The sequence below is a fragment of the Agathobaculum sp. NTUH-O15-33 genome, assembly GCF_033193315.1.
Taxonomy (GTDB): Bacteria; Bacillota; Clostridia; order Oscillospirales; family Butyricicoccaceae; genus Agathobaculum; species Agathobaculum faecihominis_A.
In genome coordinates, this window is the sequence record NZ_CP136187.1 from 687868 (window position 1) to 706377 (window position 18510).

The 18510-nt window shown below is 59.8% G+C and carries 16 protein-coding genes; all 16 read left to right on the top strand.

What is annotated here, in order from left to right:
* Window positions 1-12: 12 nt before the first annotated feature.
* The 16 genes from priA (at window position 13) to nrdR (ending at window position 18494) form a co-directional block, all read left to right on the top strand.
* Complete coding sequence (gene priA, locus RWV98_RS03675; protein WP_280961958.1) at window positions 13-2481, top strand: replication restart helicase PriA; 2469 nt, start codon at window positions 13-15, stop codon at window positions 2479-2481.
* 157 nt (window positions 2482-2638) lie between these two features.
* Window positions 2639-3151 (top strand): peptide deformylase, encoded by a 513-nt coding sequence (def, locus tag RWV98_RS03680; RefSeq protein WP_317863837.1) that lies wholly within the window; start codon window positions 2639-2641, stop codon window positions 3149-3151.
* The gene (fmt, locus tag RWV98_RS03685; RefSeq protein ID WP_317863839.1) at window positions 3148-4071 is read left to right on the top strand and encodes a methionyl-tRNA formyltransferase; all 924 of its coding nucleotides are present in this window, start codon (window positions 3148-3150) and stop codon (window positions 4069-4071) included. Before def ends, fmt begins: the two co-directional genes overlap by 4 nt.
* Window positions 4072-4081: 10 nt before the next feature.
* The gene (locus RWV98_RS03690) at window positions 4082-4792 is read left to right on the top strand and encodes a zinc metallopeptidase (RefSeq protein ID WP_280961961.1); all 711 of its coding nucleotides are present in this window, start codon (window positions 4082-4084) and stop codon (window positions 4790-4792) included.
* Window positions 4782-6131 carry a 16S rRNA (cytosine(967)-C(5))-methyltransferase RsmB gene (gene rsmB, locus RWV98_RS03695; RefSeq protein ID WP_317863841.1) on the top strand — a complete coding sequence of 450 codons (1350 nt, stop codon included), beginning with the start codon at window positions 4782-4784 and terminating at the stop codon, window positions 6129-6131. Before RWV98_RS03690 ends, rsmB begins: the two co-directional genes overlap by 11 nt.
* Window positions 6128-7153: a 23S rRNA (adenine(2503)-C(2))-methyltransferase RlmN gene (gene rlmN / locus RWV98_RS03700; RefSeq protein ID WP_280961963.1), complete on the top strand. Its 1026-nt coding sequence runs from the start codon at window positions 6128-6130 to the stop codon at window positions 7151-7153. The genes rsmB and rlmN overlap by 4 nt, the downstream gene beginning before the upstream one ends.
* A gap of 185 nt (window positions 7154-7338) precedes the next feature.
* Window positions 7339-8100, top strand: a complete 762-nt coding sequence (locus tag RWV98_RS03705; protein WP_280961964.1) for a Stp1/IreP family PP2C-type Ser/Thr phosphatase — start codon at window positions 7339-7341, stop codon at window positions 8098-8100.
* Window positions 8101-8105: 5 nt separating this feature from the next.
* Entirely contained in the window at window positions 8106-10157 is a 2052-nt protein-coding gene (pknB, locus tag RWV98_RS03710) for a Stk1 family PASTA domain-containing Ser/Thr kinase (RefSeq protein ID WP_317863844.1), read from the top strand.
* A 22-nt stretch (window positions 10158-10179) separates the two neighbouring features.
* Entirely contained in the window at window positions 10180-11076 is an 897-nt protein-coding gene (gene rsgA, locus RWV98_RS03715) for a ribosome small subunit-dependent GTPase A (protein WP_317863846.1), read from the top strand.
* Window positions 11046-11690 (top strand): thiamine diphosphokinase, encoded by a 645-nt coding sequence (locus tag RWV98_RS03720; RefSeq protein ID WP_317863848.1) that lies wholly within the window; start codon window positions 11046-11048, stop codon window positions 11688-11690. Before rsgA ends, RWV98_RS03720 begins: the two co-directional genes overlap by 31 nt.
* 151 nt (window positions 11691-11841) lie before the next feature.
* Window positions 11842-13041, top strand: coding sequence for a pyridoxal phosphate-dependent aminotransferase (locus RWV98_RS03725; protein WP_280961968.1), 1200 nt, complete (start codon window positions 11842-11844; stop codon window positions 13039-13041).
* Between the two features lie 138 nt (window positions 13042-13179).
* Window positions 13180-14610, top strand: a complete 1431-nt coding sequence (gene purB, locus RWV98_RS03730) for an adenylosuccinate lyase (RefSeq protein ID WP_280962024.1) — start codon at window positions 13180-13182, stop codon at window positions 14608-14610.
* Window positions 14611-14749: 139 nt separating this feature from the next.
* Entirely contained in the window at window positions 14750-16027 is a 1278-nt protein-coding gene (secD, locus tag RWV98_RS03735) for a protein translocase subunit SecD (protein WP_317863851.1), read from the top strand.
* 19 nt (window positions 16028-16046) lie between these two features.
* The gene (secF, locus tag RWV98_RS03740) at window positions 16047-16958 is read left to right on the top strand and encodes a protein translocase subunit SecF (protein WP_280961970.1); all 912 of its coding nucleotides are present in this window, start codon (window positions 16047-16049) and stop codon (window positions 16956-16958) included.
* A 70-nt stretch (window positions 16959-17028) separates the two neighbouring features.
* Entirely contained in the window at window positions 17029-17823 is a 795-nt protein-coding gene (locus RWV98_RS03745) for a sugar phosphate isomerase/epimerase family protein (protein WP_317863854.1), read from the top strand.
* A 215-nt stretch (window positions 17824-18038) separates the two neighbouring features.
* Window positions 18039-18494 carry a transcriptional regulator NrdR gene (gene nrdR / locus RWV98_RS03750; protein WP_280961972.1) on the top strand — a complete coding sequence of 152 codons (456 nt, stop codon included), beginning with the start codon at window positions 18039-18041 and terminating at the stop codon, window positions 18492-18494.
* Window positions 18495-18510 lie beyond the last annotated feature (16 nt).

An 18510-nucleotide genomic window follows, 5' to 3' on the forward strand; every position in this document is an offset into this window, starting at 1 on the left:
AGGGGCGTGTTCATGGAAGAAAACCTGAGGGATAAGATCTGCGCGGTCGCCGTGGACGCGGCCACCTTTGCGATCGACAAATTATATTCGTACCGTGTGCCGGACGAGCTGCGGGGAAGGGCTGCCATCGGCAGCCGTGTCCTCGTGCCGTTCGGCTTTGGCAATAAACGGGCGGAAGGCGTGGTGCTCGCCTTCCGCGAGGGCCTGCCGGACCGTAAGCTCAAGCCCGTGATCGAGGTGCTGGACGAACGCCCTATCCTTTCGCGCGAGCAGCTTGCGCTCGCCGCGTGGATGCGGGAGCGGCTGTACTGCACTTTTTTCGATTGCGTGCGCGTCATGCTGCCCGCGGGCCTGTGGTTCAAACGGCGCGAGACCTATACGCTTTCCCATACGGCCGCGCTGGACGAGCTGCACCGGCGGGCCGGGCTCACGGGCGAGGTGCTGCTTCTATTCTCCGCGCCGGGGCAAACGCTGGCGCTGGAGGAAATCCGCGGCGCGCTGCCGGGTAAACCGGTGCAGGGCGTTTTGGACGCGCTCACAGGCGAGGGCGTGCTCCAGTATCGCAGCAATACCGCGCGGCGTTCGGGCGATAAGACCGAAAAGCTGCTATACCTCGCTGTGGAGGCCGAACAGGCGAGAAACCGCGTGGCCGCCGGTCGCAGCCCGGTGCGGCAGGATGTGGTCGCCGTCCTTTCGGACGGCTTGCGGATGAGCCAAAAGGAGCTTTGCTATATGACGGGCGCATCAGACGCGACCGTTCGGGATATGGTAAAGAAGGGCATTCTCGCCGTAGACTATGCCGAAACCTTGCGCACACCGGATTTTTCCGAGATCCCGCCCGTGCCTTCCCCGCTCCTTTCGGGCGAGCAGCAGCGGGCGTATGAGGGACTCGCCGCCCTGCTGCGTGAAAACGAGGCGCGCGCCGCCCTGCTTTTCGGCGTTACAGGAAGCGGCAAAACACAGGTGTATTTAAAGCTGATCGAGGATGCGCTGGCGCTGGACAAAAGCGCGATCGTGCTGGTGCCTGAGATCGGGCTGACGCCGCAGGTGCTGCGGCAGTTCGTCGGCCGCTTTGGCGAAACGGTGGCGGTGCAGCACTCGGCTCTTTCGGCGGGCGAGCGGTACGACAGCTTTAAACTGATCCAGTCGGGCCGCGCACGCGTGGTCATCGGCACGCGGTCGGCCGTGTTTGCGCCCGTGCGCGATCTGGGCGTACTGATCATCGATGAGGAGCAGGACGCCGCCTACCGTTCCGAGCAGACCCCGCGCTACCATGCGCGCGACGTGGCCAAGTACCGCGCCGCAAAGGAAAAGGCGCTGCTCGTGCTCGGTTCGGCCACGCCCTCGGTGGAAACGTACTGGGGCGCGACGCAGGGCAAATATCCGATTTTCCGGCTTGCCGAGCGCTTCCTTGGCACGGCGCTGCCCGAGGTGGTCGTCGCCGACCAACGCGGGCTTGTGCGAGAGGGCCGCGCGGGCGTGATCGGCCCGCAGCTGGAAGCCGAGCTCGCGGAAACGCTGGAAGCGCACAAGCAGGCCATCCTGTTTTTGAACCGCCGGGGCAATAGCCGCGTGATCGGCTGCGCGCTGTGCGGCTGGGTGCCCGAGTGCCCCTCCTGTTCGACGACGATGACCTATCATTCCGCTTCCGGCCGGGCGATGTGCCACTACTGCGGCGCGTCCGTACGGATCACAGGCGCGTGCCCCGTTTGCGGCGGCAGCGACCTGTTCACCGAAACGCCGGGCACGCAGCGGGTCGAACAGGAGCTGAATGAAAAATTCCCCACGGCCCGCGTTTTGCGCATGGATGCGGATACCATGCATACCAAGGGCGCGCATGAAAAGCTGCTTTCCAAATTTGCGGGCGGCGGGGCGGATATCCTGCTCGGCACCCAAATGGTGACCAAGGGGCTGGATTTTGAAAACGTTACGCTCGTCGGCGTGTTGGACGCGGACCAAAGCCTTTACGCGCAGGATTACCGCGCAAGGGAGCGCACCTTTTCTTTGATCACGCAGGTGGTGGGCCGTGCGGGCCGCCGGTTCGATACGGGCCGGGCGATCATTCAAACCTACAGCCCGACGCATCCCGTGATCCTTTCCGCAGCCCGGCAGGACTATGAAAAGTTTTATGAAAGCGAAATGGAGACCAGACAGGCCTTGCAGTGCCCGCCGGTCGCGGAGCTTACCGTTTTAACGGCTTCGGGCGAGGTGGAGCAACAGGTGCTGCAATGTCTGCTGCGGCTCAAAACTAGGCTGCTCAGCCTGATGGAAGGGCAATACGCCGATCTAAAGACCCCTGTTTTAGGTCCGGCGGCTGCATCCATGGTGCGGGTGATGGGGCGTTACCGTTACCATTTAACCCTGCGCGGCGCGCAAAGCGCGCGCTGGCGCACGCTGATCGCGGGCGTGATCCGCGAATTTATGACGGACGGAAAAAACCGGGGCGTTTCGCTTTACGCGGACCAAAACCCCGATCTTTAATTAGGAATTAGTAATTAGTAATGAGTAATTGCGGTATCGGCCGCAGGCCGATGATTAAAATAGTCGCGCGACGCGCGTATCCTCAATTACTAACTACTAATTACTAATTATTCATTGAACCAACTACTGAACTTAAAGGATAACAAAGGAGATAAAAATGGCACTTCGTAAGATTTTGACCGAGGAAGACGAGCAGCTCAAAAAGCGCAGCCGCAAGGTGGAAAAGTTCGACGACCGGCTGCACCAGTTAATAGACGATATGCGCGAAACGCTGGAAAACGCCGGCGGCGTAGGCTTGGCCGCGCCGCAGGTGGGTATCTTGCGCCGCGTGGTCGTATTGCTCGACGTCAATCAGGAGCCCGAGGAGGTCGTCGAGCTGGTCAACCCCGAGGTGATCGAAACGCGGGGGGAAGAGCGCGTAATTGAAGGCTGTTTGTCTGTTCCCGGCCGCTGGGGCTATGTCACCCGGCCTACTTGGGCTAAAATCCGCGCGCAGGACCGCGATGGAAACTGGTTCGAGCGTGAAGGAGAGGGCATGGTCGCTCAGTGCTTTTGCCATGAAACGGAACATTTAGACGGGCATCTTTTCACGGAAAAGGTGGAAGAATATGTGGATATAGAAGCTTTGCGCGCGGAGAACGAGGCGGAAGCGGAGGGCGGCGCCGAATGAAGATCGTGTTCATGGGCACGCCGGACTTTGCCGAACCAAGTTTGCAGGCGCTGCTCGACGCGGGCCATGAAGTAGCCGCCGTATACACCCAGCCGGATAAACCGCAGGGCCGCAAGCAGGTGCTGACTGCTCCGCCGGTCAAAGAATTGGCGCTGAAGCATGGCGTGCCGGTATATCAGCCGGCCACCCTGCGGGACGAGGCGGAGCAAGCGCGCCTGCGCGAGATCGCGCCGGAGCTGATCGTCGTCGTCGCGTACGGAAAGCTTTTGCCGGGGGCGGTGCTCGATATCCCGCCGCGCGGCTGTATCAATGTGCACGGCTCGCTATTGCCGCGCTGGCGCGGCGCGGCGCCCATTCAGTGGGCGGTAATCGCTGGGGACAAAACCGCGGGCGTGACCACCATGCAAATGGCCGAGGGACTGGATACCGGCGATATGCTGCTCACCTATGAGACCGAGATCGGCGAGCGGGAGACCGCGGGCGAGCTGTTTGACCGGCTGGCCGTCGCGGGCGCGTCGCTGCTGACCGAGACCATTGACCGCCTAAGCGACATCGTGCCCCGCCCACAGGACGACAGCCAAAGCTGCTATGCCAAGATGCTGGATAAGCAGTTGGCCGTGATCGATTGGACCAGATCGGCGCGTGAGATCGACTGTCTGGTGCGCGGCCTGAACCCGTGGCCGGTCGCGCTGACGCTGCTTGCGGGCGAGCGGCTCAAGGTTTATTCCGTCACGCCCTGCGCGGGCTGCGGAGCGCCGGGCACGGTGCTGCAGGCAGACCCCAAGGCCGGGCTGACCATTGCCTGCGGCGAAGGCGCGGTGCATTTGGATGAGATCCAACTCGTCGGCGGCAAGCGTATGAAGAGCGAGGATTTTCTACGGGGCCATCAAGTGACCCAAGGTTCATTATTGGGAATTTAAGGAGAATAGTATGCCTTATTTCGGATTTTACGGAATCGATATGTATTATATCGTGCTGGTTCTGCCGTGCATCGTTTTGGCGATGTGGGCGCAGATGCGGGTGAAAAGTACGTTTAACCAGTATTCGCGCGTGCGCAATGTGCGCGGCGTGACCGGCGCGCAGGCCGCGGCGGCCGTGCTGCGGCAAAACGGCGTGGGGGATGTGCGCATCGAGCGCGTGGCCGGTAACCTGACCGACCATTACGATCCGCGCGCGAATGTGATCCGCCTGTCCGATTCGGTATATGATTCAATCTCTGTCGCTTCGGTCGGCGTGGCGGCGCACGAGGCCGGTCACGCGGTACAGTACGCGACCGGCTATATGCCCATCCGCCTGCGCGCGGCCATCGTGCCGATCACGCAGATCGGTTCGGGCGCCGCGCTGCCGCTCATCCTTCTGGGCCTGTTTATGAACAGCGGCATTCTGATCGATATCGGCATTATCGCGTTCGCGCTCGCCACGGTGTTTCAGCTTGTCACGCTGCCGGTTGAGCTGAACGCCTCGAACCGCGCGCTGGCCGCGATCGAGCAGGGCGGTCTGCTGACGGCGGACGAATACCCCATGGCAAAGAAAACGCTTTGGGCCGCGGCCATGACCTATGTGGCGGCGCTTGCGGTATCGCTCGCGCAGCTGCTGCGTCTGCTGCTGCTCTTCGGAGGAAGGGGCCGCGATGATCGCTAAGCGACCCGCCTCCGCGCGCGAGGCCGCGGCTTTCTCGCTGTTTTCCATGGCGGAGGAGGGCGCGTGGTCGGATGGCGCGCTGCACCATTATCTGGGCCGGGCGGCCTTGCCTGCGCGGGACGCCGCCCTTGCCACGCGCATGGTTTACGGCACGGTGCAAAACCAAATGCTGTGTGATTTTTATCTGCGCCGCTTTTCCAGCGTGCGGCTGAAAAAGATCGCGCCGCGCGTGCTGGCCTGCCTGCGCATGGGCATCTATCAGCTCGCGCTGATGGATAAGATCCCCGCGCACGCCGCCGTGGATGAAACGGTCGCGCTCGTGCGGCGGTACTGTCACGCGAACGACCGCACGGTCGCTTTTGCCAACGCGGTGCTGAGAAACGCGGCAAACGCCGTGCAAAGCGATACTTTGCCCCGGCTGGACTGCCCGGATAAGGAAAGCTACTACGCGCTGCGATACAGCCATCCCGAATGGCTGGTGCGGCTGCTCGCGGCGCAATACGGCCTGAAGGAGACCGAGCAGATCGTGAGGGCGAACAACGCGGACGCGCCGCTTTCCGCGCGCGTCAATCTGCTGAAAGCCGCGCCGGCCGACGCGCTGCGCGAGCTGGCGGCGGCGGGGATCACGGCGGAGCCGCACCCGGCTTTTCCGGCGATCTTGCTGTGCTCCGGCGGCGATGTGGCCGCGACAAGCGCGTTTAACGAAGGGCGCCTGACCATTCAGGACGCCGCCAGCGCGCTCGCGGCCGAGGTAGCGGACCCGGAGCCGGGGCAGACCGTTTTGGACTGCTGCGCCGCGCCGGGCGGCAAAAGCTTTGCCATGGCGGAGCGGATGCAAAATACGGGCCGCGTGGTATCCTGCGATATTTACGAACATAAGCTTACGAGAATCGCCGAAGGCGTGAAGCGGCTGGGCCTTTCCATCATCGAGCCGGTCTTGCAGGACGCCGCCGCACCGCGCGCGGCGTTTCTCGGGCAGGCCGACGTCGTGCTGTGCGACGTGCCCTGTTCCGGGCTCGGCATCATTCGGAAAAAGCCGGAGATCCGCTATAAGGACGAGCGCGCGATCGAAGCGCTGCCCGCCGTTCAGGCCGCGATTCTTCAAAACTGCGCGCAGTACGTAAAGCCCGGCGGCACGCTGGTGTACTCCACCTGCACGATCTTGGCGCGCGAAAACGAACAGATCGTTCGCGCCTTTTTGACGAAAAACCCCGCCTTCGAGGCGGTACCATGGAAGCACCCCGCCTGCGGCGAGCAGGCGGACGGCATGGCGACGCTGCTGCCGCACCGCAACCGGACGGACGGCTTTTTCATCGCCAAAATGAGGAAGAAAGCATGACGGAAATCAAAAGCCTGACAATCGAAGAGCTGCGGCAGGCCATGGCCGCTTTGGGGGAAAAGCCCTTTCGCGCGGGACAGATCTACAAGTGGCTGCACGAAGGCGTGACCTCGTTCGACGAGATGACAAACCTTTCAAAGCCCCTGCGCGAAAAGCTGAAAACAGAATTTGTGCTCACCGTGCCCGAGCTGGCGCGCAAGCAGGTATCAAAGGTGGACGGCACGGTAAAGTACCTCTGGAAAATGCGGGACGGCCAAGCGGTCGAATCGGTTTTGATGCGTTATGAGCACGGCGTTTCGGCCTGTGTATCCACGCAGGCGGGCTGCCGGATGGGGTGCAAATTTTGCGCTTCCGGCCTCGGCGGGCTCAAGCGCCATCTTTCGCCGGGCGAAATACTGGACGAGATATTGTTCATGCAGCGGGACGCGGGCGAGCGTATCCACAGCCTTGTGCTGATGGGTACGGGCGAGCCGCTGGATAATTACGATAATGTGCTAAAATTCTTACAGCTTGTGAGCAGCCCGGAGGGACTGAACCTAGGTCAGCGTCATATTTCCTTGTCAACGAGCGGAATTGCTGATAAAATAGAGTTGCTTGCAAAGGAGAAATTACAGCTCACGCTTTCGATTTCCCTGCACGCGCCGGATAATGAAACGCGTACTTCGCTGATGCCGGTGAACGACGCGTTTCCCGTGGAGCGCCTGATGCGCGCCTGCCGCACGTATTTTGAAACGACCGGGCGGCGTATCTCTTACGAGTATATGATGGCGCAAGGCGTGACCGACCGCCCTTGGCAGGCGGAGCGGCTGCTCACGCTGTTGGCAAGACCGGCGCATGTCAACCTGATCCCGCTCAACGAGGTAGCGGAAAGCCCGCTGAAGCCCTCGACCAAAGAAGCGGTGCGGCGCTTTCAGCAGATTTTGGAGCGGGGCGGCGTGACCGCGACCGTGCGCCGCCGTCTTGGCCCCGATATCGACGCGGCCTGCGGCCAGCTCCGCCGCCGCGAGCTGCAGCAGCCTTAGCACCCCTCGCGCCGCAGCGCGCATTTCAAAAGAAAAGCACGGCTTGCCGTGATTTTCATCAAAAGTGCGAGCTTTGCCCGTGCTTTTGATACAAACCGCCGGAGAAGTGTGCCCACAGGGCGCGCGCCGTAGGCGGAATCCTCGATCGCAAGCGTGCTTGTGATCGAATAAATCCGGAGGTTCCTATGGAATGGTTTGGCTTGACCGATAAAGGACGCGTGCGTCCGACCAATCAGGATATTTTTAAGATCGATACGAAGGAGGACGCGCATACCGCGCTTCTCGTCGTGTGCGACGGTATGGGCGGCGCGAACGCCGGCAACGTGGCCAGCCGCTTTGCGGCGCAGTCCTTTGCCGAGGCGGTAACGCCCGCCCTTGAAACCGAGCTGCCCGCTGAAAAACGGCAGGCGCTTTTAAAAGATGCGCTCGTCAGGGCCAACGACACGGTATTCGAGCTTGCCGGTAGGCAGCCCGAATTTCGCGGCATGGGCACAACGCTGGTCGCCGCCCTGATATGGAACGATCAGGCGACGTTGCTGAACGTGGGCGACAGCCGCGGCTATCTGTTCGACGGGGAGACCCTGCATCAGGTGACAGAGGATCACTCCTATGTGGAGGAGATGCTCCGTCAGGGCAGGATTACCGCGGCCGACGCACGCACCCATCCGCAAAAAAACCTGATCACGCGCGCGGTTGGCGTCGATATCGACGTGGAGGGCGACCTGTTTGAGGTAAACCTGAAGCCGGGCGAGATATTGCTGCTCTGTACCGACGGACTGACCGGCATGGTGGAGGACGGCGATATCGCCGAAACGCTTCGCCGTGCCGCATCGCTGCCGCTCATGGGCGATCAGCTGCTGAGTCAGGCATTGGCGGGCGGCGGAAGGGATAACATTACCGTAGCATTGTTCCGCCCCTGCGGGGAACCGGCAAAAGAGGAGGCTTGACCCTGATGGACAAATACATAGGCAAGCTGCTCGGCGGCCGGTATGAGATTATCGACGTCGTCGGCGTTGGCGGTATGGCCATGGTATACCGCGCGCGCTGCCATGTGCTCAACCGCTATGTGGCCGTTAAAATTTTAAAAGATGAATTCGCGAAGGACCCCGATATCCGCCGCCGCTTTTCCATTGAATCGCAGGCGGTCGCCAAGCTTTCGCATCACAATATTGTTTCCGTGTACGACGTTGGCAACGACAACGGCGTGGACTATATCGTGATGGAGCTGATGGAGGGCGTCACGCTAAAAGAATATTTGCAGAAAAAGGGCCACCTGTCTTGGCAGGAATCGCTGTTTTTCGCGCAGCAGATTGCGCGCGCGCTGGTGCACGCGCATTCGCGCGGCATCATCCATCAGGATATCAAGCCGCAAAATGTGATCATCCTCCGGGACGGGACGGCCAAGCTGACGGATTTCGGCATCGCCTCCTTTGCCACCACGCAGGAGACCAAGGTCGTGCAGGAGGCCATCGGCTCGGTGCACTATATTTCGCCCGAGCAGGCCAAGGGCTCGTCCATCGATTACCGGACGGATATTTATTCGCTCGGCGTCGTGATGTACGAGATGGTGACCGGCAAGCTGCCCTTTGAAGGGGAAACCGCCATTCAGGTGGTCATGCAGCATTTAAACGCCGTGCCTCTGCCGCCCAGCGAGCTTGCGCCCGAGGTGCCGCACGGCTTTGATGAGATCATTATGCACGCGATGTGCGCGAACATCAATAAGCGCTACGCCTCGGCGGAGGAGCTTTATACCGATTTGGAGCGCCTGAAAAGCGACGTGGACGCTGCCTTCCATTACGACGCGGGCTGCGGCGATGGAGAAACGCAGGTGCTTGGGCACGATGTGGTGGAGGCCGCGCGCCGTACCCCGGTGGCGGCCGACCGCGACCGCGCCGTGCAGGTCCGCCGAACGGCGGTCGAAACCCGCGAACCGGAAACCTTTTTTGAGCGGCTCGGCGAGCGCCCCGCGCTGGCCGCGACCGTGGCGGTCGTCGTGTTCGCGGTGATCGCGCTGGTCGTCGCGGGCGCGCTGATCCTGACCGGCAACAAGGGGGAAAAGATAAGCGTGCCGCCATTTGTCGGCTACTATTTTGAAGATGTGATGAAGAACGCCGAATGGACGGAGAACTTCACGATCAAGGAAGCGGAAAAGCGGGTGGAATCCAGCCAGCCCGTGGGTATGGTGCTGGAACAGAGCGTCGACCCTTACAGCAAGGTGACGCGCGGCACTAATATTGTGCTTACCGTGTCCGCGGGCGGACCGGAAGCGGACAACAGCTATACGATTTCCGAATTCAAGGGCAAAACGATGGAATACGTCCAAACCGTGCTAGACCGGCACAACGTCAGCTATAAAACGGAAACCGAATATTCGGAGGAGCAGGAAAAGGATTTGGTCATCCGCACCCAGCCTGCCGCGGGCCAAAAGCTGGCCGAGGGCGAAACGCTGACGGTCTTCATCAGTCTGGGCAAGGAAGTCAAGCTGGTCGACGTGCCGAGTCTGTATGGGCAGAGCGTAAGCAAGGCGGAAAAAACGCTCAACGCGGTAAATCTGGCTCGCGGCGGCATTACCGAGATTTCAAGCGACCAGCCGCAGGGCACTGTGGTCAGCCAATCGCCGGCGGCCGGCGAAAAGCTGGAGGAGGGAAAGTCGGTCGATATTCAGATCTCCTCGGGCAAAACGGTGAAGCCGCCGGAGACTAACGAGCCTGAACCGCCGGATGAACCCGAGCCGGACGGCGGCGAGACCGGCGGCGACGAGCCTGAGCCGGAACCCACGGAGCCGGCTGTCGGCACCGCCCGCATCCCGGTCGTTATGCCGCCCGATACCGAAAGCGCGCAGGTGACCATCACGCTGGACGGTCAGACGCTGTATGACCAAACGGTCTCCTCGGCAAGCGGCTCGGTCGCGGTAACGGTCACCGGCCCGGCCGGCACGCACGAGGTACAGGTAAGCGTAGGCGGGGGAGCGTCCCAGCCCTACACAGCCACGTTCAATTCGTAAAACGGGAACAGGGGAAACTTCATTGACAACAGGAATCATCCTGAAAGGGATCGGCGGGTTCTACTATGTGGGCACCGCCGATGGAATTATTGAATGCAAGGCGCGCGGTCGGTTCCGCAAAACCGTGGGCAAGCCGATCATCGGCGATCGCGTCACGCTGGAGCTTCAACCGGACGGCTCGGGCTACCTGCAGGAGATCGGCGAGCGGCGGAACTCGCTCGTGCGGCCGGCGGTCGCGAACCTCGACCTATTGGTCGCGGTCGCTTCCGCCGCGCCGCCGCAGACCGATCCCTTCTTGATCGACAAGGTCACGGCGATCGCGGTGCACAAGGGGATCGATCCGCTTGTGGTCATCAATAAGACCGACCTTGATCCGGGGGACGAGCTGTACGGCATCTATAAAAAAAGCGGACTGGAAACGTTGCGCGTCAGCGCGGAGACCGGTGAGGGCATCGAGCTGCTGCGCGCGCGCATTGCGGGCAAGGTGGCGGCGTTCGCGGGCAATTCGGGCGTGGGAAAGTCGAGCGTCCTCAACTGTCTGGACCCCGGCTTTTTCGCCGAGGTGGGCGAGATATCCGACCGCATCGGCCGGGGGCGGCACACGACGCGCCACGTCGAGCTGCGGCCCATGCCGGGCGGCGGCTATATCGCGGATACGCCGGGTTTTTCCTCGTTTGAAACCGAGCAGATGGATCTGGTCATGGCGGATCAGCTGCAATATGCCTTCCCGGAATTTGAGCCTTATTTGGGCGGGTGTCAATTCACAGGCTGCGCGCATGTCAAGGAAAAGGGCTGCGCGGTGCGGCAGGCCGTCGCCGACGGACACATCGCCGAAAGCCGTCACGCAAGCTATGTGCGGCTTTATGAAAGCGTAAAGGATTTGAAGGAATGGGAGATTTCAAAGGGCGGTGCGCGCTGATCCTTGCGGCCGCGCCCGAAACGGAGTACGGCTATGTTAAGGGCTTGCTGCGCACGCACCCGGACGCGTTGATCGCCTGTGCGGACGGCGGTCTGCGCCATGCGCGCAGGCTGGGGCTTACGCCGGATTTTATGGTATCGGACTGCGACTCCATGCCGGAGACCGAGGGGGCGGAGGTGCTCCGCCTGCCGCCGGAGAAGGACGATACCGATACTCAGACCTGCCTGCGCGAGGTATTTCGCCGCGGCTGCCGCGAGGCGTATCTCGTTTGCGCCACCGGCGGACGGCTCGATCATATGCTCGCCAACCTTTCGCTTTTGGAGGAAGCGCGCGCCCTTGGCGGCAGGCTGACCGTGCAGGACAAGCAAAACCGTGTGGTTTTGCATGAAGGCGGGCGGCAGATATTCAAAATTGAGCCGGAGGATCGCTATTTCTCCATCGTGCCGCTGGATGAAACGCTTAGGGGCGTGACGATAGAAAACGCCAAGTATCCGCTTTGCGATGCGCTGGTGCGCCGCGCGGGCATGATCACTATCTCTAACGAGGCTTTGGGGCCGGAAATCGCCATTACCATCGCGCGGGGTCGCGCGCTGATCGTTTTTACGCATGATTAAGCCCCAGTTTTTGTGAAAGTTCGACACCTTGGCCGCCGCCCTTGGCGGCTTTTTTCTACTAAGGTGTTTTTGCAATTTTTTAATCGCAGACTTGCAAACTGCCTGCCGAGGGCATATAATAAACCGTAGAGAGATGTGAGGAGTGAATGGAGTGGAATTAAAACCGATTTCCAAGATCGCGGCAGGGGTGCACCCGTCTACCACGCTGACGATCGACGCGCTGTTCAAACAAATGAAAGCAGAGGGCAAGGATGTGGTCGGCTTCGGCGCGGGCGAGCCCGATTTCCCTACGCCCGAGCATATCAAGCAGGCCGGTATCGATGCGATTGAAAACAACCTGACGCGCTACACGCCCGCGGCGGGGCTGATGGATCTGCGCAAAGCGGCCAGCGACCGGCTCGACCAAGATTTCGGCCTTGATTACGCGCCCGACCAGATCGTGGTCGCCTCCGGCGCCAAGCACTCGATCTTTATCGCCTTGCAAACCCTGTGCGACGCGGGCGACGAGGTCGTGATCGCCGCGCCCTACTGGGTCTCGTACAGCGAAATGGTGCAGCAGGCTGGGGCCGTCCCCGTCGTCGTCACCGCGAGCGAGGAGCAGGATTTTAAGATCACCGCCGCCCAACTGGACGCCGCCGTGACCGATAAGACCAAATGCTTTATGCTCAACTCGCCCTGCAACCCGACCGGCATGGTCTACACGAAGGATGAACTGGCCGCCATCGCCGAGGTCTGCACCCGCCGCAATCTCTATGTGATCGCGGATGAGATCTACTGCAACCTTGTTTACGACAACCGCGAATTCACTTCCTTTGCCTCGCTGTCCGAGGATATCCGCGAGCGCACCATACTGGTGAACGGCGTGTCCAAATCTTACGCCATGACCGGCTGGCGCATCGGTTACTCCGCGTCGAGCCGCTATTTGGCCCGTATGATGGCAAATTACCTCAGCCACTCAACCTCGGCCCCGTGTACGATCTCGCAGCACGCGGCGATCACGGCGCTGATCGGCCCGCAGGAGGATATGATCGCCATGCGCGGCGCTTTTGAAAAACGCCGCGACCATCTGGTCGAGCGTATGAATAAGGTGCCGGGCGTATCCTGCATCAAACCGGAGGGCGCCTTCTACGTCATGATGAACATGAAGCAATTCTTGGGCAAAACGATGTATGGCAAGCGCGTCGAAAGCGCGGAGGATTTCGCGCAGCTCTTCCTTGAAAAGGGACTCGTGGCTACCGTGCCCTGCACCGCGTTTGCCGCGCCGGGCTTTGTGCGCTGGAGTTATGCAACTTCCATGCAGGAGATCGACAAAGGTCTCGATCGTTTGGAAGAGTTTATAAAAAACGCCTGAAACCGGCGAAAACGCGAAGTTTTCCTTGATAACAGCGTTTTAAAATGATAAAATAAGAGCGGACTGCGAAGTCCGCTCTTATTGCGTTAAAAAAGAGAAAAAGCGATATAAAAAATGGCAAACGAAAGGAAAGAGAGCATGAGCAACGTGTATGAAAGCCCGTTTTCCGCGCGGTACGCCTCGGATGAGATGCTGTATATCTTCTCCTCCGATATGAAGTTTTCGACTTGGCGGCGGCTGTGGATCTCGCTGGCAAAAGCGGAAATGGCACTCGGCCTGCCCATCACCGAGGAACAGGTGCGGGAGATGGAGGCCCACGTAAACGATATTGATTTCGACATGGCCCGCGCCCGTGAAAAAGAGGTGCGGCACGATGTGATGGCCCATGTATATACCTTTGGCAAAGCCGCGCCGAAGGCCGCCGGTATCATCCATCTGGGCGCGACGAGCGCCTATGTGGGCGATAACACCGATATCATCCAGATCCGCGAGGGTCTGCTGCTCGTGCGGAAAAAGCTGGCCGCCGTACTGGACAAGCTTTCCGTATTCGCGGACGCGCATAAGGCGCAGCCGACGCTGGGCTTCACCCACTTCCAGCCCGCGCAGCTGACGACCGTCGGCAAGCGCGCGACGCTGTGGATGAACGAACTGCTGATGGACCTTGAAGAGGTCGAATACCGCCTGAGTACCCTTAAAATGCTCGGCTCCAAGGGCACGACCGGCACGCAGGCTTCCTTTATGGAGCTGTTCGACGGCGATGAGAGCAAGGTGAAGGAACTGGAAAAGCGCATTGCGGACGATTTCGGCTTTTCGGGCGTGCAGCCTGTTTCGGGCCAGACCTATTCCCGCAAGGTGGACGCGCAGGCGCTTGCGACGATGTCGGGCATTGCCCAGTCGGCGGGCAAGTTTGCCACCGACCTGCGCCTTTTGCAGCACCTGAAGGAGATCGAGGAGCCGTTCGAGGCGCACCAGATCGGTTCTTCCGCCATGCCGTACAAGCGCAACCCCATGAGAAGCGAACGCATCTGCGCGCTGGCGCGCTATGTGATCTGCGACAGCCTGAACCCCGCCTTCACCGCGTACGGACAGTGGTTCGAGCGCACGCTGGATGATTCGGCGAACAAGCGCGTATCCGTTCCCGAAGCGTTCCTCGCGGTCGACGCGATCCTGAACATCATGCTGAACGTCGTTTCCGGCCTTGTCGTTTACCCCAAGGTTATTCACCAGCGCGTGATGAACGAGCTGCCCTTTATGGCCACCGAAAACATCATGATGAGCGCGGTCAAGCGCGGCGGCGACCGGCAGGAGCTGCATGAGCGTATCCGCGAGCATTCCATGGCCGCCGGCAAGCGCATCAAGGAGGAAGGGCTCGACAACGATCTGATTGACCGGATCGCGGCTGATCCCATGTTTGGCATGACCCGTGAGGAAATTGAAGCGGAGCTCGACCCCGCGAATTATATCGGCCGCTGCCCCTCGCAGGTGGACGAGTTCCTTGCTGAGTGCGTCCGCCCCGCGATCTCGCCCTATCTGGACGGCGAAGAAATCCGCGCGGAGATCAACTTATAATTTCCACGCGCCGTAGCGCGTATGGAATCGAAAATCAAAACAGAGCGTTTTGATCAAATCAATCGTGTTTGACTTTTTGCGGCAAAAAAGTTATACTGTACTTTATGCTGTGTAAAGAAACGAAGGAGGCTGTAAAACATTGAAGAAGAGTGTGATTTCCTTTATCGCAGTCATGCTCGTGATCGCGATTCTCGCGGTCTTTGCGGTATCGGGATTAACGATTGCCGGTCATGTGATCATTCCAAAGGTGACCGACACGGAAAACGGGATCCGGCTGGGTCTCGATCTGGTGGGCGGCTCGTCCATCACCTATGAGGCGATCTTGCCGGAGGGCTACTCGGGCGATCTGGCAAATGATATGAAGATCGCGCAGACGATGATCCGGGAACGTCTGACGCGTAAGGGCTTTACCGAAGCGACCGTCGCGCTGAAGGGCGACAACCGCATCACGGTGGAGATCCCGCAGATCACCAACCCGGAAGAAGCGGTGCAGACGCTCGGCACGACCGCGCAGCTGACCTTTGTCGATATGGACGGCAAGGAATGGCTGACCGGTCAGGATATCAAAAAGGCGACCGCCGCGTACGGCACGCCGAACAACGAACCGATCGCGATCAACTACGTTCAGGTGGAGTTCACCACGGACGGCGCGAAGAAGTTTGCCGAGGCGACCGAAACGATCGCCGGCATGGCGGCGGAGGGTAAGAACTACCTCGGCATTGTCATGGACGGCGAAGCGATTTCCACCCCCGGCGTCAACCAGAAGATCGACAGCGATTCCTGCGTCATCTCCGGTTCCTTTACGGCGGAAAGCGCCAAGGAACTGGCCGACCTGATCAACGTCGGTCAGATGCCGTTCAGTTTAAAGCAGGTCGAGCTTCGCTCGGTCGGCCCGCAGCTCGGCGCGGACGCAATGCAGACCAGTCTGCTCGCCGGTGCGATCGGCGTGGCGCTGGTGTGCCTGTTCATGCTGATCGTTTACCGCATTCCCGGCCTTGTCGCGTGCCTTGCGTTGGGCTTCTATATTGTGATCGAGGCCGTTATCTTCGGCCTGATCCGCGTCAACCTGTCCCTGCCGGGCATCGCGGGCATTATTCTGTCGATCGGCATGGCGGTGGACGCCAACGTCGTCATTTTCGAGCGCATCAAGGAAGAACTGCGCGCGGGCAAGACGGTCAAGAGCGCGATCGATTCCGGCTTTAAGCGCGCCTTTACGGCAATTTTGGACTCTAACGTCACCACGCTGATCGCGGCGGCGGTGCTGTTCTGGCTGGGCACGGGCACGATCGTCGGCTTTGCGACGACGCTTGGCCTCGGTGTTATCGTTTCGATGTTCACCGCGCTGACCATCACGCACTTCCTGCTCAACCGCATGGTCGATTTCCACATCCGTAACCCCAAGGCTTACGGCGCATAAGAAAGGAGGAGATCAATTTATGAAAGCAAAGTTCCCGATTTTAAAGAATTTCAAAATTTTCGGCATTATCTCCATCCTGCTGTGCGCGACCGGTCTGGTCGGCCTGCTGGCGCTGCCGTTCGGACAGAATCTGTTCAATTTGGACATCGATTTTGCCGGCGGCACCGAAATGGAGTTCAATATGCATCAAACGGTGACGCAGGATATCCAGAACGAGGTGACCGCCCTGTTCAAGGAAGCCACCGGCACGGATGCTTCCTCCGTCACCTCGGCGGGCGATAAGGACGAGCTGGTCTCCATCCGTTCCTCCTCCATCGATTCGGAGAAGCGCGCCGCCGTGATCAAGGCGATGCTCGAAAAGTACAGCCTCGATGAAAAAACCGATATCAACAAGAACGACGACGTCAGCCCTTCGGTCGGCAGCGATTTGCAAAAGGCCGCGTTCCTGTGCGCGATCGTCGCCATCGTTCTGATGATGATCTATATTACCATCCGGTTCGAACTGACCTCCGGTCTCGCGGCGGTCTGCTGTCTGGTGCACGATCTGCTGATCATGCTCACCTGCTATGTGGTGTTCCAGCTGCCGCTGAACGTAAACTTCATCGCCGCGGCGCTCACCATCCTCGGTTACTCGATCAACGCGTCGATCATCGTGTTTGACCGTATCCGTGAAAATCTGCGCACCGCGCGTAAGGAGCCGTTCGAGTCCGTGGCCGAGCGTTCGGTCTGGCAGACAATGGGCCGTACGATCAACACCACGCTGACCACGCTGTTCACCGTCGGTATGATCTTTATCCTCGGCGTGCCGAGCCTCAAGCAGTTCACGCTGCCGCTGATCATCGGCATTATCGCGGGCGGTTATTCTTCCATCTTCATGTCCGCATCTCTGTGGAACTTCTTCCGCAAGCATATGCGTAAGAAGAAGGCGTAAAAAGCATATACTGCAAAGGAGGATGCCGTGGCATCCTCCTTTGTCCATTACCGGAAGGGAGCTGAATTCAATGGTTCGCATCGGCATTTCGACCGCATGCTTTTATCCTGAACCGATCGAGGAGGCGCTGCCCGTGATAGCCGGGCTCGGCGTGCACGCGATCGAGGTGTTCGTCAACACAGAAAGCGAATTTTCGCCTGCGTTCGCACAGAGCTTTGGCGCGCAGGCGCGCGCGCTGGGGCTGGATATCGTATCTGTACACCCGTTCACCTCGCTGATGGAGGGGATCTTGCTGTTTTCCGATTACAGCCGCCGCACGGACGACGGCATGCGGCAGTATGAACGGTATTTTACCTTTGCCGAGAGCTTGGGCGCGCGCTTTCTCACCTTTCACGGAGAACGCGACATGGGCGGTCCGGACGATCCCGCGCGGTTTGCGCATAAGGCGGAGATATACCGCCGCCTATGCGCACTCGGCGCGTCGCACGGTGTGACGCTTGCGCAGGAGAATGTGGCGTGGTGCAAATCAAAGAACCCTGCCTTTCTGCGCAATCTGTATGAAGCCGTGCCCGAATTGCACTTCACGCTCGATATCAAGCAGGCCCGGCGCGCGGGGCGCGACCCGCGCGAATTTATCGAAGCGGTGGGCGAGCGGATCGTCAATATCCATATCAACGACTTTGATGCAAACGAAAGCTGCCTGCTGCCCGGCGCGGGCAATATGGATTACGGCGACTTTTTCAGCCGTATGCGCGCGGTCCATTACGATGGGCACGCGCTGATCGAGGTATACCGCTCGAATTTCCACGATCCGGCCGAGTTTACCCGCTCCCTTCGCGTGCTTTCCCGCTACGGTACCGTGTAGCAAAGCTGTTTGACAGATGCACACGAGGCGTGGTATAATAGCTATAAAGTAGCTATTATACCCGGATTAAATTTATTATACCATCAGTGGCGCCTATCGGAATCCCGACACCTTTCGTTTGTTTGCCGCTGTGGTATAATATAGCATAAAACAAAAGGGTTCTTTCGAAAGCGTGGTTTCGATCGAATCGCTGTTATAGAGAGGGGAATACCTCGATGAAGTGTCCATTTTGCGGGTTTGGGGACAGTAAGGTGGTCGATTCCAGACCGACCGACGAGGGGACGAGCATCCGCCGCCGCCGTGAATGTCTGCAATGCTTAAAGCGATTCACCACCTATGAGACCGTTGAGCGGATGCCGCTTATGCTCATCAAGCGGGATGGCACGCGTCAGGCTTACGACCGGCAGAAATTGCTGAACGGTCTGATCAAGGCGTGCGAAAAGCGCCCGGTGTCGCTGATGCAGCTCGAACAGATCGTAGACAATGTGGAGCAAAAGGTGTTCAGCTCGCTGGAAAACGAAATTTCCAGCATGGTCATCGGCGAGCTTGTGATGGATCAGCTGCGGCTGGTGGACGAGATCGCGTACGTGCGCTTTGCCTCGGTCTATCGTCAGTTTAAGGATATCAGCTCCTTTATGGACGAGCTGAATACCCTGATACGCGAAAAATAAAGTCTTGACAAACGGC